At 46.8% G+C, this 13587-nt stretch carries 12 protein-coding genes; 7 read left to right on the top strand and 5 right to left on the bottom strand.

The annotated features are described in order from the left end of the window. The first annotated feature begins 18 nt into the window (after positions 1–18). The gene (locus tag FYJ39_RS10500; protein ID WP_154472427.1) at positions 19–537 is read left to right on the top strand and encodes a DUF6147 family protein; all 519 of its coding nucleotides are present in this window, start codon (positions 19–21) and stop codon (positions 535–537) included. 154 nt (positions 538–691) lie between these two features. On the opposite strand, the gene FYJ39_RS10495 is transcribed toward FYJ39_RS10500, so the two are convergent. Then, entirely contained in the window at positions 692–934 is a 243-nt protein-coding gene (locus FYJ39_RS10495) for a TIGR03905 family TSCPD domain-containing protein (RefSeq protein WP_154472426.1), read from the bottom strand. A gap of 151 nt (positions 935–1085) precedes the next feature. Here FYJ39_RS10495 and FYJ39_RS10490 point away from each other — a divergent pair, with 151 nt between their 5' ends. From FYJ39_RS10490 to FYJ39_RS10480, 3 genes are all read left to right on the top strand, one after another. After that, positions 1086–1778: a 5'-methylthioadenosine/adenosylhomocysteine nucleosidase gene (locus FYJ39_RS10490; protein WP_154472425.1), complete on the top strand. Its 693-nt coding sequence runs from the start codon at positions 1086–1088 to the stop codon at positions 1776–1778. Positions 1779–2082: 304 nt separating this feature from the next. After that, the gene (locus tag FYJ39_RS10485) at positions 2083–2838 is read left to right on the top strand and encodes a hypothetical protein (RefSeq protein ID WP_154472424.1); all 756 of its coding nucleotides are present in this window, start codon (positions 2083–2085) and stop codon (positions 2836–2838) included. Positions 2839–2977: 139 nt separating this feature from the next. Beyond that, complete coding sequence (locus tag FYJ39_RS10480; protein WP_154472423.1) at positions 2978–4327, top strand: glucose-6-phosphate isomerase; 1350 nt, start codon at positions 2978–2980, stop codon at positions 4325–4327. Positions 4328–4515: 188 nt separating this feature from the next. On the opposite strand, the gene FYJ39_RS10475 is transcribed toward FYJ39_RS10480, so the two are convergent. Continuing rightward, positions 4516–4782, bottom strand: coding sequence for a hypothetical protein (locus FYJ39_RS10475; RefSeq protein ID WP_154472422.1), 267 nt, complete (start codon positions 4780–4782; stop codon positions 4516–4518). A gap of 191 nt (positions 4783–4973) precedes the next feature. Between FYJ39_RS10475 and FYJ39_RS10470 the strand changes: the two genes are divergently transcribed. Beyond that, positions 4974–6074, top strand: coding sequence for a hypothetical protein (locus tag FYJ39_RS10470; protein WP_328597541.1), 1101 nt, complete (start codon positions 4974–4976; stop codon positions 6072–6074). A 222-nt stretch (positions 6075–6296) separates the two neighbouring features. On the opposite strand, the gene FYJ39_RS10465 is transcribed toward FYJ39_RS10470, so the two are convergent. From FYJ39_RS10465 to asnS, 3 genes are read right to left on the bottom strand one after another with little or no spacing between them, the layout of a single operon-like run. Then, the gene (locus FYJ39_RS10465) at positions 6297–8156 is read right to left on the bottom strand and encodes an ATP-binding protein (protein ID WP_154472421.1); all 1860 of its coding nucleotides are present in this window, start codon (positions 8154–8156) and stop codon (positions 6297–6299) included. A 4-nt stretch (positions 8157–8160) separates the two neighbouring features. Continuing rightward, the gene (locus tag FYJ39_RS10460) at positions 8161–9231 is read right to left on the bottom strand and encodes a metallophosphoesterase family protein (RefSeq protein ID WP_154472420.1); all 1071 of its coding nucleotides are present in this window, start codon (positions 9229–9231) and stop codon (positions 8161–8163) included. Positions 9232–9262: 31 nt separating this feature from the next. Continuing rightward, positions 9263–10654 carry an asparagine--tRNA ligase gene (asnS, locus tag FYJ39_RS10455; RefSeq protein ID WP_154472419.1) on the bottom strand — a complete coding sequence of 464 codons (1392 nt, stop codon included), beginning with the start codon at positions 10652–10654 and terminating at the stop codon, positions 9263–9265. A gap of 453 nt (positions 10655–11107) precedes the next feature. Here asnS and FYJ39_RS10450 point away from each other — a divergent pair, with 453 nt between their 5' ends. Beyond that, entirely contained in the window at positions 11108–12382 is a 1275-nt protein-coding gene (locus tag FYJ39_RS10450) for a glucose-1-phosphate adenylyltransferase (protein WP_154472418.1), read from the top strand. After that, on the top strand, positions 12379–13500 hold the full coding sequence (gene glgD, locus FYJ39_RS10445) for a glucose-1-phosphate adenylyltransferase subunit GlgD (protein ID WP_154472417.1): 1122 nt from the start codon (positions 12379–12381) through the stop codon (positions 13498–13500). The genes FYJ39_RS10450 and glgD overlap by 4 nt, the downstream gene beginning before the upstream one ends. The last annotated feature ends 87 nt before the right edge of the window (positions 13501–13587 follow it).

The following is a 13587-nucleotide window of genomic DNA, read 5'->3' as shown; positions in this document are numbered from 1 at the left end:
TGTTTTCAGGAGGATCGGATGAAAAAATTATGTTTGTCAATCATAAGCTTTATATTAGTTATGACAATATCAGTAAATGCCTTTGCTAAGCCGTTTAACCCGGCTGATTATACGTCGGTAGATGAACATTCAGAATTATTGCCTGAAGGAGTGTCCCAGAGCAAAGCATCGGAGCATGCAGTTTTTCGAGGGGATTTTTTCGTGTCTGCTGACTTGCTGATAACAGATAAGGGAGACGGAAACATTGGGGCGCTTGCTGTTGCATACATGCAATATCCGGTGGATGAAGTTTATATTTCTATCTATTTAGATCATTGGGACGAATCAGATGAACGCTGGAGGCAAGTGACTTATTATGACGCAGAGTTTTATAAAAAGGATTTTCCTGACGGCCTGATAACGCCGTCAGTGGATATAGTCTTTCAGAAGCAGAAAAAAGGTGAGTATTACAGATTAAGAGGCGCCTTCGCCGCATACTCTCTTGGAGCAGTGGAAGGGTTTAGTCCGACAACAGCAGGCATTAAGCTTGAAAAATAAATGAAAGTCAGTTTCACTAAGAAAAAAGCCAGTTCCCGGTTGATATGCAATGGTGTACGTCCCGTTAAGCAGATTTTAACTGTTTACCTAAAGGGAGCATATCAATGCAATGCCAGGAAGCGGCTTTTTTCTTAACCCTGTATCCGTTCCGCCGCTAGTGCGTGTTAAACTGCTTCAATGCCTTAGCAAGCTGATCCGGACAGGAGGTAGACCTGGGGCCGCAGTGGATTCCATCAAGTCTCTGAATGGCTTCCTTCACATCCATTCCCTCAACCAGCCTTCCAAGGCCCTGGGTATTGCCGGAGCAGCCGCCTGTAAAGGTTACGTTATAAAGCTTATTATCCCTTACCTCAAAGGATATTTCCCGGGCACAGACTCCCTGTGTTTTATATTTCATGTAAATGCGCCTCCTAAATTTAACAATGTATATGAGATTATGCCCTATGATAAAAAGAATGTCAAGAGGAACAGGGTTTCCACTTGAAAATCTCTGTTCTTTCGTTATAATAGTGGATATACAAGCCCGATAGGGTGGGAAGGAGAGCGTTATGTTAGGAGTTATCGGAGCCATGGACGAGGAAGTGGTTCAATTAAAAGACCAGATGACAGAGATAGAGGTTGAAGCCAGGGCTTCTATGGATTTCTATAAGGGGAAGCTGGGGGGAAGAGGCGTAGTGGTTGTCCGATCCGGCATTGGCAAGGTCAATGCCGCCATGTGTACTCAAATCCTGGCAGATTTATATAAGGCAGATGCTGTGATTAATACAGGGATTGCTGGTTCTTTAAAGGCTGAGATTGACATCGGCGATATTGTCCTTTCAGAGGACGCGCTGCAATACGATATGGACGCCACCAATTTCGGCTATGAGCTGGGTCAGGTGCCTCGTCTGGATACACTGGCCTTTAAAGCAAATGAGGATTTACTTCGCCACGCAAAGGAATGCTGTGCGAAAGTAAATCCAGATATACAGGTTTTTACAGGCAGGGTAGTGACAGGGGATCAGTTCATATCCCAGCAGAATAAAAAAGTATGGCTGTCGGAAACCTTTGGAGGCTGCTGTACTGAGATGGAGGGGGCCGCAATCGCCCAGGCCTGCTATCTGAATCATATTCCATTTCTTATTATAAGAGCGATCTCGGACAAGGCGGATGACAGTGCGGTCATGGATTATCCTGCCTTTGAGGCTCAGGCCATCATCCATTCAGTGAGACTTGTGACCGAAATGATCCGTACCTTTTAAATGGCAGATAAACCTCTCAGGAAGAAATTCCGGGAGGTTTATTTTTCTAATAGGCTTAAACAAGGAAAGCAAGCACCTGCTCCTTTTCCTTTAAGGCAGATTCTTACGCCTCATAATCGATTTTTAGGAGAATTTGACGAACGATTCTAGGGATTCTCAACTTCCCAAATAAAAATCCCCTGCTATAATTGTCCTTACTGGGAGACGCCTGACTGCAGGGGTGTTTCCCTGCAAGCGGCAAAGTCCGCGGCAAATATCATATATAGATACGGGATAGAATCCGGGAAGAAAGGGGAATTATACTATGATGAGCTTTTTGCAAACGGGCCATGCGCTCTATGCGCTGGCAGCCATCTGCCTGGCTGGAGTATTTTCCAGACTCATGGCGGGAAGCTTCTACAAACGACTAATTAAAGAAAGCGCTAATATGGCATTGACCAAAAACAGGTGTCTGCGTACATTAAAACAGAACGCGGAGGATACATACCGAATCAATCAGGGAATGAGCAACACACGTGTATATCTGGAACGCCAGCTATATGGGCTTCGGATGGGAGGAATGTCCGTTAGAGGCATGGACAACCTGTCAGGGCAGCTGACACTTCTCTGCTTCCTGGCAGGAGGCGGTGCAGCCTTCCTCTCCTATTGGTATAGAAGTGATAATTATTATATAGTGCTCTACGGCACCATCGGTATCCTGTCAGGCATGCTTACCATGCTGGTGGACTATGGGGTGAATTTGGAAGCAAGACGCCAGCAGCTTCTTACCTGTCTCCAGGATTACCTGGAAAATGTGATGTGGCCGAGAATGAACCGGGAGGGCGCGACAGAGCATGGTCCTGCCGTTACAGCGGAGGAGGAGCGCAGAGAACCGGCGGCTGTACGCTCCATTGCAAGAGATCGCCGTTCAAATAATACAAATAGCAGGCGCAGCCTTGAGCAGATGGCTGCAAGCAGAGAGTATGGCGGAGACAAGAACAGCAAGGAGAACTGGCTGCAGGATTTAAACCCGGAGCAAAAGCGGGTGCTGGGAGAGCTGCTGAAGGAGTTTATTTCTTAAAAATTGCCGGGTGCTGTAAAAAAAATGGTATTAAACCATAATTTATGATATAATTTAATCGATCAGCGGCTTTACCGCATCATTATAGAGCATCGCAGATGACGGAAATCTGTGAACTGAAGAAAAGGAGAGCGCGAATATGGGAAAGGAAGTAACATTTGATTATTCCAAGGCAGCAGGCTTTGTGTCCGCGGAGGAAATGGAGAATTTTAAAGCTACAGTGGAGGCTGCAAAGGCCACCTTGCTGAATAAGACTGGCGCCGGAAACGATTTTCTGGGATGGATTGATTTACCGGTAGACTATGATAAGGATGAGTTCGCAAGGATTAAGAAGGCAGCGGCCAGGATTCAGAGGGATTCAGACGTTCTGCTGGTGGTAGGTATAGGCGGTTCCTATCTGGGAGCCAGAGCAGCCATTGAATTTTTGTCACATAGCTTTTATAATGTACTGCCTAAAAGCGTTCGTAAGACACCTGAGATTTATTTTGTGGGAAACAGCATCAGCAGTAAATACATAAGGGATTTAAAGCAGGTACTGGATGGAAAGGATTTTTCAGTTAATATCATATCCAAGTCAGGCACCACGACAGAACCTGCTATCGCATTCCGTGTATTTAAGGAAATGCTCATTGAAAAATATGGAAAGGAAGAGGCAGGCAAGCGCATCTACGCAACCACAGACAAGGCAAAGGGAGCCCTTAAAAATCTGGCAGACGAAGAGGGTTATGAGGAATTCGTTGTGCCTGACGATGTAGGAGGGCGTTTTTCCGTATTGACCGCTGTAGGCCTTCTTCCGATTGCAGTTAGCGGAGCAGATATCGATAAGCTGATGGAGGGTGCGGCTTTTGGCAGAAAGAAAGCTCTGGAGGCTCCTTATGAGTCTAACCCGGCCCTTCTCTATGCAGCAGTGCGCAATATCCTTCTTAGAAAAGGGAAGGCTGTGGAGGTTGTAGCGAACTATGAGCCAAGCCTTCACTATGTATCCGAGTGGTGGAAACAGCTTTACGGCGAAAGCGAAGGAAAGGATCAGCGGGGAATTTTCCCGGCGGCTGTGGATCTGACCACCGATCTTCATTCTATGGGACAGTTCATCCAGGACGGAGCACGTATACTGTTTGAGACAGTGATTAATGTGGAGGAGTCTCCTGCTGAGATTCTCCTGAATAAAGAGGACGTGGATACCGACGGTATGAATTATCTGGCAGGGAAGAGTGTTGATTTTGTAAATAAGAGCGCCATGAATGGCACCATCCTGGCTCACACAGACGGCAATGTGCCTAACCTGATGGTTAAGGTGCCGGAGCAGAATGAGTTTTATCTGGGAGAGCTATTCTACTTCTTTGAGTTTGCCTGCGGGGTAAGTGGATACATACTGGGAATCAATCCATTTAACCAGCCTGGTGTGGAGAGCTATAAGAGGAATATGTTCGCGCTTCTTGGAAAGCCTGGATATGAGGATCAGAGAGAAGAACTGCTTAAAAGGCTGTAGCAAACTATAAGGAGATTAGAATGGACTGCTGTAAAATAGAAACGAAATAGCAGAATAAATAAAAATCAACCTTTCAGAAACAGAAAGACACGGTTCCAGGTGATTCATAGAGATGGAACCGTGTTTTTTAGTTAAGTATTGTGTAAAGACCTGTTTGACCACATCCTCTTCTAAGAGGTATTGGAAGGCTATTCCTCTATTACATGAATTTCCAGATAATCAAAGTCAAGCTGTTCGATAAAATTATCCTGTGTGAACCGGGTCTTGTTATGGCGCTTAAACTCCCGGACATTGGCATCCAGCCACAGAGGCTTACTAAGGTCGAGCTCATAGCAAATAGTCTCTAACGCATCGAATACCATCTGGGTTCTGGATAAGGAATCGCTGCAACGTTCAATGATGGTATCCTTCAGCAGATGATTGTCTTTTATTAGTTTTCCCCACATTCTGAACATGCTCCGTCTCCCTTTTTGCGTATAAATATGGTCTAGTATATCATTGAATGGCAAGATTTAAAAGGACATATTTTAGTCATAATTGAATTTTTTGTAACATATCTTGTAGCTTATGACTATTTGTAGTAAGATATACTTTAATTGAGAGTGAAAATTTACAAACTATTTGAAAAATAACGGAGGATATACAGGTGGGACAGGCTATTACTGACTATACAAAGTTTCTGGGAGATGCCAGGGATGCAGTGTACCGTCTGAATTGTGACCAGAATACGGCCGGACAGCTGTCAGACGAGGAGGTGCGCCGGGAGAGTGAGCTTGCGGCGGCCAGAAAGGAAGTGGAGGATTCCATTCAGCAGACCATCCGAAAGCGTCTGGATGAGATTAATTCCAGCTATGACAAGGAGATAGGCAAGGGTCAGGAGCGGCTTAAAAGGGTGAGGGTCAAGAGAGAAAAGGCCAAGAGCCAGGGGATGAAGGAGCGGATTGCTGAGGAGACCAGCCAGCTTCGGGAGCACAACCGGGAGCTGAAGGTGCAGATGAGAACTTTGTTTCAAAAGAACCAGGCGCCGGCCTTTTGCAGAAGTACCTTTTATTATGCTCTTTATTATCCCAGAGGGCTTAGGGAGATAGGGCTGTTTCTTTTGACGCTGGTGCTGTGTTTTTTGGCAGTTCCCTGCGGCATATATTTCCTCCTGATACAGCAGAGGCAGATGTGGATGCTGGCAGCTATATACTTCGCGGATGTGCTGTTAATAGGGGGAGCCTACGTGATGGTAGGGAACCGAACCAGGCTTCGTTATCAGGATACATTAAAGCGGGGACGGGATATTCGCAATACCTTAAGATCGAACCGCAAGAAAATCAAGGTGATCACCAGAAGCATTCAGAGGGATGGAGATGAGGCTTTCTATGATCTTGAAAAATACGATGATGAGATTGCCCAGGCGGAGCAGGAGCTAAGCGAGCTCGTATCAAAGAAGCGGGATGCCCTCATAACCTTTGAGAATGTCACAAAGAATATTATCTCCGATGAGATTATGGAGAATAACAGGAAGCGCCTGGATGAATTGGAAACGTCCTGTGAGGAGGCTGCTGAGGCGCTTAAAAAGCTGGAAAGCAGTATTAAGGAACAAAACCTTCACATTACAGATACCTACGGCCCCTATCTGGGAAATGAATTTTTGAAGCCGGATCGTCTGACTGAGCTGCTGAAGCTTTTCCAAAATGGGTCTGCCTCTAATCTGACGGAGGCTATGGAGCTATATAAGCGGGCACAGAGCACAGTATAGCAATAAGTGGGAGTGCCCAAATGTTCCATCAAGCGCCTTGACTGCTATCCAAAGGATTTAGAAAATGCTGTATAATAAAAACACGGTTCCGGTCTATAAAAGCAGAGCCGTGTTTTTTTCGCTTTGCTTTCATGTATTTTAGATGGACATAAAAATACTCCTAAGCAGATTTTTATAATTGGATGTCCTGCTTAGGAGTATCCTATCAATGCGGTCATAATGCTATATTGCTATCAGATTGTATTTCACCTGATTTGCTGTGAGCAGCTGAGCCTCTCTCTGGTGGCAGGTAAATATGATAATCTGATTATCATATGTTTTTGCCAGCCATTTTAAGGCTGTTTTTAAACGGTCTTCATCATAGAGTACAAAGCTGTCGTCAAATATGAGAGGCATACGATCTCTGCCGTCCTGCACCAGTCTTGCGGCGGCCAGGCGGACTGCAAGATAAATCTGATCCATGGTGCCGCTGCTTACCTGATCGATGGAAACCAGCTTCCCAGGGGTATTCATAAATACGTCAAGGTTCTCGTCAATGCTCATACTGGTATAGATGCCTCCGGTAATGCCTCCGATTAATTCGGAGGCGGCCTTGTTCAGATACAAGCCGAAGGAATCGCGGATGGTGGTGGACAGGGCGGTCATGGTATCCTGGGCAAGATCAATGGCATCCAGCTCCTCCTGAATCCGCTGGTTTTCTGTTTGAACCTTTCTTAAAGAGTCGGCCCTATTTTTGCAGTCTGCCAAATACTCCAGCTTTTTTTCCAGCTCCCATTGAATCCGCTGCTGCTGCTCCATTTCCTCGCCGAAAAGCTCCTGAGAGGCCTGGAGCGTTTGGATTTCTCCTGTAATCTTAGCCAGGGTGTCTTCTGATTGAGTTACGGCCTTGCTAAGCCTGAGAAATTCCGTCATCCTGGCTTCCAGATTGTTCATTGCCTTGTCAGATATGGAGGAGTCCCCCAGATGCCTTGCAAATATCTCCTGAAGAAGGCGGGCGCTGGTGTCCAGCTTTTTCTTATAGCTTACCCTTTTATTCAGGGCAGCAATGGCGATAACAAAAGCAATCACTGCAGCCGTACCCAGAGCACCGGCAGCGGCGGGCGCTGGAACAGGCAGGCTCAACGAGTTTATAAGCTGAGGAGCGAACAAAAGCAGTACAGCGCCTGTTCCGCTGAGAGCTGCGAGAAGGAACATGAGAACGGCGCACATAACCGGGGATTTTCTTGCACAGGTTTGAGCGGCGTTTTCATATTCTCTGTAGAGCTGTTTGGTCTCATTTACATAGCTTTGAACCGATTCCTGGTCTGTAAACTGGCTGCCCTCCAGAATCTGGCGGCCCTTGGCAGCCTTTTCCAGAAGCCCTTCTTTTTCCTTCTGACGGCTTTCCAGCTGCTGCTTTACCTGGCTTTTTTTGACGCGGTATTCAGGCAGCTGGTTGGCGTACTGGGGAGAGGATATTTCCTGCTCAATTTTTCGTATCTCTCCCAAAAGGGCGGTATAGCTGCGGGCCGCCTCAGGCACCAGCTGCTTTTCCAGCTCTTTGCGCTGGGATTTTAAATATTCGGTGGCCTTGGTAATATTTAAGGCCATGCTTCCTGATGTGTTTAAATTGGCGATGTAGTTTCTCAGCTCTGACACCATGCCGCCTTCCGTAGCGCATTTTAGCTGTCCAATGCTGATGGTGTTTTCATACACGGTTTCCGACAAACCGCAACGGAGCTGATCCAGCAGAGCCTTGGTGGGCGTTTCCTCTTTGCCGAGGGTTTCGTTGATAATTGTCAGCTCCTTATTGTTTTTCTGGAATCTGCGCTGTATGCGGTAGATCTGGCCTTCGCTTTCAAGGCGCATCCATCCCTCGTAGGTGCCGCTGTTCTGCCAGGGTACATATTTAGAGTAGGTATCGTTTCGGGCAGCCCGTCCCCTCTGGCGGTCGATGCCAAAAAGCATGCCCTTGATAAAGGTATGTATGGTCGACTTTCCTGCTTCGTTCTTGCCGTATACGATATTTAACCCGTCCTGAAATTCCATATCCTGGTCACGGAGTTTGCCGAAGCCGTCGATGTGCAAACTTATGATTTTCATGGAATCAGCTCCTTTCGTCCGTGGTGTGAAGCAGCGCATTGACCCCATAGTACAGGGCTTTCTTCTCTACCGGGCTCATGGAGTCCTTATGAAGGGCCTGGATGAAGAAGCCGATCATATCTGAGGAGTGCTCTGCGAACAATGCGGGAAAATCGTACTGTGGTTCAGAAGCATCAATAATTTCGGCAATTCGGAAACGGGAAGCAAGCTGCTCTAAGTCAAATTCAATCTCAGGATCTCGCATGCCTTTGATACGGAAGCGGTATATATGCTTCTCACCTCTGTTTTCAATCTCCCTGGCAATCCGATCAAACAGCTCTCCATTGGTAGTTTCTTTGGTTACATTGACCGCCAGTGGAATGTACTGAACCTGTGCCGCAGGAATGAATTGAAGTATGGTGACTTTTCTGGTTACAGGGTGAATTTCACCGTAGTAGAAGCCGTGGACGCCTGTCTCCGTAACATCCAGGGGCTCCGGAGAGCCGCAGTAGGCCATCTTTTCCTCGGACAGAATCTGAGGCTTGTGGATATGGCCCAGGGCGATATAGGAAAAGGGGGAAAGCTCAAGGCTGTTAAAGCTGATGGGTAGGTGGGCGGCGTCTCCGCCATGGGCCATAAGTATCTGAATCCTGTTTCCCAGAGGAACCTGGATGTCCTCCAGAAGCGGATGCTTGATTTCTGATGTGTGGTAGCTAAAGCCGTAAACCTCAGTATTAATATCTTCAAAATAGACAGAGGTCAGGGTTTCATCCATGAGGTAGGTTACATTGGGACTCCAAGTAAAGCTTAAGAGAGCGGAATTTTCCCGAATCCGGTCGTGGTTTCCCGCAATAATGATGACCTTCACATCGGGAATCGTGGAAAAGAGATAATCCACCTCTTTTAAGTCCTTTGCCAGAGGCTGCCGGTGAAACAGGTCGCCGCTGACAAAAAGACAATCCACATTCATAGTTCTGGCGCTTTCCGTAATGGTACGGAAGGTATCTTTAATAGCCTGGGCCCTCTCCTTGCTCCAGGGCTTGCCAGCGTCGGGACACATACCCCAGTGAATGTCTCCGGTATGGATGAATTTCATATCTGCCTCCTGTTCGTATTTGCTGCGGCGCCTACAGATCGCAGTTATTGACGGTTCTTGGGAAGGGGATTACGTCCCTGATGTTGGACATGCCGGTGAGGTACATCACGCAGCGCTCAAAGCCCAGTCCGAAGCCTGCATGGCGGGTGGAGCCGTACTTTCTTAGATCCAGGTAGAAGCTGTAGTCCTCCTCGGACAGACCCATCTCCCTCATTCGGGCAACCAGCTTGTCATAGTCGTCCTCTCTCTGGCTCCCGCCGATAATCTCACCGATGCCTGGCACCAGACAGTCCACCGCCGCTACGGTTTTGTTGTCCGGATTCAGCTTCATATAAAAGGCCTTAATCTCCTTGGGATAATCTGTTACAAATACAGGCTTTTTGAAAAGCTGCTCAGTCAGGAAGCGCTCATGCTCAGTCTGAAGGTCGCAGCCCCAGGATACCTTGTAGTCAAATTTATTGTTGTGCTGCTCTAGGAGCGCTATTGCCTCGGTGTAGGTGATGCGGCCGAATTCGGAGCCTAATACATTGTGAAGACGGTCTAAAAGACCTTTGTCCACAAACTGGTTGAAAAAGTTCATTTCCTCAGGCGCATGATCCAGTACGTACTGGATCACGTATTTGAGCATACCCTCAGCCAGATGCATATTGTCATTCAAATCCGCGAATGCCATCTCTGGCTCGATCATCCAGAACTCGGCTGCGTGACGGGCCGTGTTGGAATTTTCGGCCCGGAAGGTAGGACCGAAGGTGTATACGTTGCGGAAAGCCATGGCGTAGCCTTCTACATTCAGCTGGCCGCTTACAGTCAGGTTTGTTGGCTTGCTAAAGAAGTCCTGGCTGAAGTCCACCTGTCCGTCAGCTGTCCTGGGAACATTGCTTAAGTCCAGCGTAGTAACCTGGAACATCTCTCCAGCTCCCTCACAGTCACTGCCTGTGATTAACGGCGTATGCACATAGACGAAATCCTGCTCCTGAAAATACTGGTGAATGGCATAGGCAATCAGGGAGCGGACACGGAACACGGCCTGAAAGGTGTTGGTCCGGGGACGCAGATGGGAGATGGTGCGCAGATATTCAAAGGAATGACGCTTTTTCTGAAGCGGGTAATCAGGAGCGGAGGCTCCTTCCACGGTTATACTTAAAGCCTGGATTTCAAAGGGCTGTTTTGCTTCGGGTGTGGCAACTAACGTTCCCTTTGCGATGATGGCGGTGCCGACATTTAACCTGGAAACCTCGGTAAAGTTGTCCAGGTTGTCATGGTAGACAATCTGAAGAGTCTGAAAGCAGGTTCCGTCGCTTACTACGATAAAGCCGAAGGATTTGGAATCACGCAGGCTGCGGATCCATCCTCCGACCGTGATTTCTTTGTCTAAATATTCCTCTGAATGCTTGTAAAGCTCTCTCACGGTAATCAAATCCATGGCTGATATTCTCCTTTTCTCTTCTCAAAATATATTACAGTATCTCCCATTCCACAGGAAATTAACGGTAAATACATATAACGTGATTATAAGATATTTTCCTCAATGTTTCAAGGCTTATCTGCCCTGTACAAAACCTGAAAAAAGGATCTTCGTGTCGAAGTATGGGATAATTTGGAAGTCATATTAAGGGGGTGATTCTGATACAATGTTTGAGATGATAGTTTGTTCTGAATGCCGGATTTTTTCAGGGGGAGGGGAGTCGATAGCAGAGGTGAGGAAGGAGTGACATGCTATTTCACGAAGAATCCATTGTTAAATGGAGAGAGCGGAAAGGAAATGTCGGAAAAATGCACAAAAATATTGAAATATAAGTAAAAATTTATATACTATTCATGAAGTTTGTGCTATAATTAAAATTACTAAAAATTACAACAGCAAGAGGTGATAACGTTGATTAAAAAAGAAATGATTGCCATGCTTTTAGCTGGTGGACAGGGAAGCCGGCTTGGAGTTTTGACACAGAAGGTAGCCAAGCCAGCGGTATCGTTTGGGGGAAAATATCGAATCATTGATTTTCCGCTGAGTAACTGCATTAATTCAGGAGTAGATACAGTTGGAGTTTTGACACAGTACCAGCCGCTGCGTTTAAATGCCCACATTGGTATAGGGATTCCGTGGGATTTGGACAGAAATGTGGGCGGAGTAACTATTTTGCCTCCTTATGAGCGCAGCAAGGGCAGCGACTGGTACACAGGCACTGCCAATGCAATCTATCAAAACCTGGAATATATGGAGGCATATAATCCTGAATATGTGCTTATTTTGTCAGGAGACCATATCTACAAGATGGATTACGAGGTTATGCTGGATTATCACAAAGCGAACAATGCAGATATCACCATTGCTGCCATGCCCGTTCCCATTGAGGAGGCCAGCCGCTTCGGTATTCTGATTACGGATGAGTCTAACCGCATTATAGAGTTTGAGGAAAAGCCTGCGGCTCCCAGAAGTAATCTGGCCTCTATGGGCATTTACATATTCAGCTGGTCTGTGTTGAAGGAAGCCCTCATTAAGATGAAGGACGAGCCGGGCTGTGATTTTGGAAAGCACATTATCCCATACTGCCATGCAAGAGGAGACAGGGAGTTTGCTTACGAGTACAATGGATACTGGAAGGATGTAGGAACTCTGGGCTCTTACTGGGAGGCTAATATGGAGCTGATCGACATTATTCCTGAGTTCAATCTTTATGAGGAATATTGGAAGATTTATACCAAGAGCGACGTGATTCCTCCTCAGTATATTTCGCCAAATGCCAATATTGAGAGGAGCATCATCGGAGAAGGCACAGAGGTTTACGGTGAGGTTCGCAATTCTGTAATTGGAGCCGGCGTTACCATCGGAGAAGGAGCGGTTGTGCGGGATTCCATTATTATGCAGGGAAGCTCCGTTGGAGCTGGAACGGTGGTGGACAAAGCCATTGTAGCTGAGCACGTCACCATTGGAGCCGGGGTGGAGCTGGGGGTAGGAGAGTATGCCCCAAGTACCTATTCCCCCAAGGTATACCAGTTTGACCTTGTAACTGTTGGTGAAAATTCAACTATACCTGACGGCGTTAAGGTGGGCAGGAACACAGCCATTGCAGGCGAGACAGAGGCAGGCGACTATCCGGAGGGATATCTGGCCAGCGGAAATTACATTATAAAGGCAGGTGGCGTAAAATGAGAGCGATCGGTATCGTATTAGCAGGAGGGAACAGCAAACGGATGCGGGAGCTTTCGAATAAGAGAGCAGTAGCTGCTATGCCTGTTGCAGGGAGCTACCGCAGCATTGATTTTGCACTTAGCAACATGACCAATTCCCATATTCAGAATGTGGCAGTATTTACGCAGTACAATTCCAGGTCACTGAACCTTCACTTAAGCTCCTCCAAATGGTGGGATTTTGGACGAAAGCAGGGGGGACTGTTCGTATTTACTCCCTCCATTACTCCAGAGAACGGGGACTGGTATAGGGGTACGGCAGACGCCTTATATCAGAACCTTACCTTCTTAAAGAACAGCCATGAGCCTTATGTTGTAATTGCGGCAGGCGACGGCGTGTACAAGCTGGACTATAGCAAGGTGCTGGAATACCATATCGAAAAGAAAGCGGACATCACGGTTGTCTGCAAGGATATGGAGGAAGGAACGGATGTTACAAGATTCGGATGCGTAAAGCTGAATGAGGACGGACGGATCATGGATTTTGAGGAGAAGCCTATGGCCTCCGACGCTACAACCATATCCTGTGGAATCTATGTTATTCGAAGAAGACAGCTCATCGAGCTTTTAGAGCGGTGCGCGGCAGAGGATCGCTACGATCTTGTGAATGATATTTTAGTGCGTTATAAGAATCTTAAGAGGATTTATGCATACAAGCTGAGGGGCTATTGGAGCAATATCGCTTCTGTGGATTCCTATTATAAGACCAATATGGATTTCCTGAATAAAGAGGTAAGAGATTACTTCTTTAAGGAGTATCCAGATGTATATACCAAGCTTGATGATCTTCCTCCGGCTAAGTATAATCCGGGAGCGGTTGTGAGGAACAGCCTGATATCCAGCGGCTGCATCTTAAACGGTGTAGTGGAAAATTCCATTCTGTTTAAGAAAGCCTATGTGGGCAATAACTGTGTGATTCGAAATTCTATCATACTGAATGATGTCTATATCGGAGATAATACAGTGATTGAGAACTGTATTGTTGAGAGCAGAGATACCATCCGGGCCAACACGACCCATATCGGATCACCGGAAAACATCAAAATTGTGATAGAAAAGAACGAAAGGTATACATTGTAAGAGCGTTCATAGGCATGGGGGAACGCAGCTGTGAAGGGCTGTGGCGCAGAGGCGGTTTCCCATGAGGGCGCCGGGATAAGGCAGAGG

The sequence above is a fragment of the Clostridium porci genome, assembly GCF_009696375.1.
Classification (GTDB): domain Bacteria; phylum Bacillota; class Clostridia; order Lachnospirales; family Lachnospiraceae; genus Enterocloster; species Enterocloster porci.
Note: the sequence above shows the minus strand (reverse complement) of the source record. Positions and strands in the feature narration are given on the sequence as shown.

Excerpts from the sequence above, each read along its gene's own strand:
- FYJ39_RS10500 (WP_154472427.1), top strand. The coding sequence starts at position 19 with ATGAAAAAATTATGTTTGTCAATCATAAGCTTTATATTAGTTATGACA.
- FYJ39_RS10495 (WP_154472426.1), bottom strand. The coding sequence starts at position 934 with ATGAAATATAAAACACAGGGAGTCTGTGCCCGGGAAATATCCTTTGAG.
- FYJ39_RS10490 (WP_154472425.1), top strand. The coding sequence starts at position 1,086 with ATGTTAGGAGTTATCGGAGCCATGGACGAGGAAGTGGTTCAATTAAAA.
- FYJ39_RS10485 (WP_154472424.1), top strand. The coding sequence starts at position 2,083 with ATGATGAGCTTTTTGCAAACGGGCCATGCGCTCTATGCGCTGGCAGCC.
- FYJ39_RS10480 (WP_154472423.1), top strand. The coding sequence starts at position 2,978 with ATGGGAAAGGAAGTAACATTTGATTATTCCAAGGCAGCAGGCTTTGTG.
- FYJ39_RS10475 (WP_154472422.1), bottom strand. The coding sequence starts at position 4,782 with ATGTTCAGAATGTGGGGAAAACTAATAAAAGACAATCATCTGCTGAAG.
- FYJ39_RS10465 (WP_154472421.1), bottom strand. The coding sequence starts at position 8,156 with ATGAAAATCATAAGTTTGCACATCGACGGCTTCGGCAAACTCCGTGAC.
- FYJ39_RS10460 (WP_154472420.1), bottom strand. The coding sequence starts at position 9,231 with ATGAAATTCATCCATACCGGAGACATTCACTGGGGTATGTGTCCCGAC.
- asnS (WP_154472419.1), bottom strand. The coding sequence starts at position 10,654 with ATGGATTTGATTACCGTGAGAGAGCTTTACAAGCATTCAGAGGAATAT.
- glgD (WP_154472417.1), top strand. The coding sequence starts at position 12,379 with ATGAGAGCGATCGGTATCGTATTAGCAGGAGGGAACAGCAAACGGATG.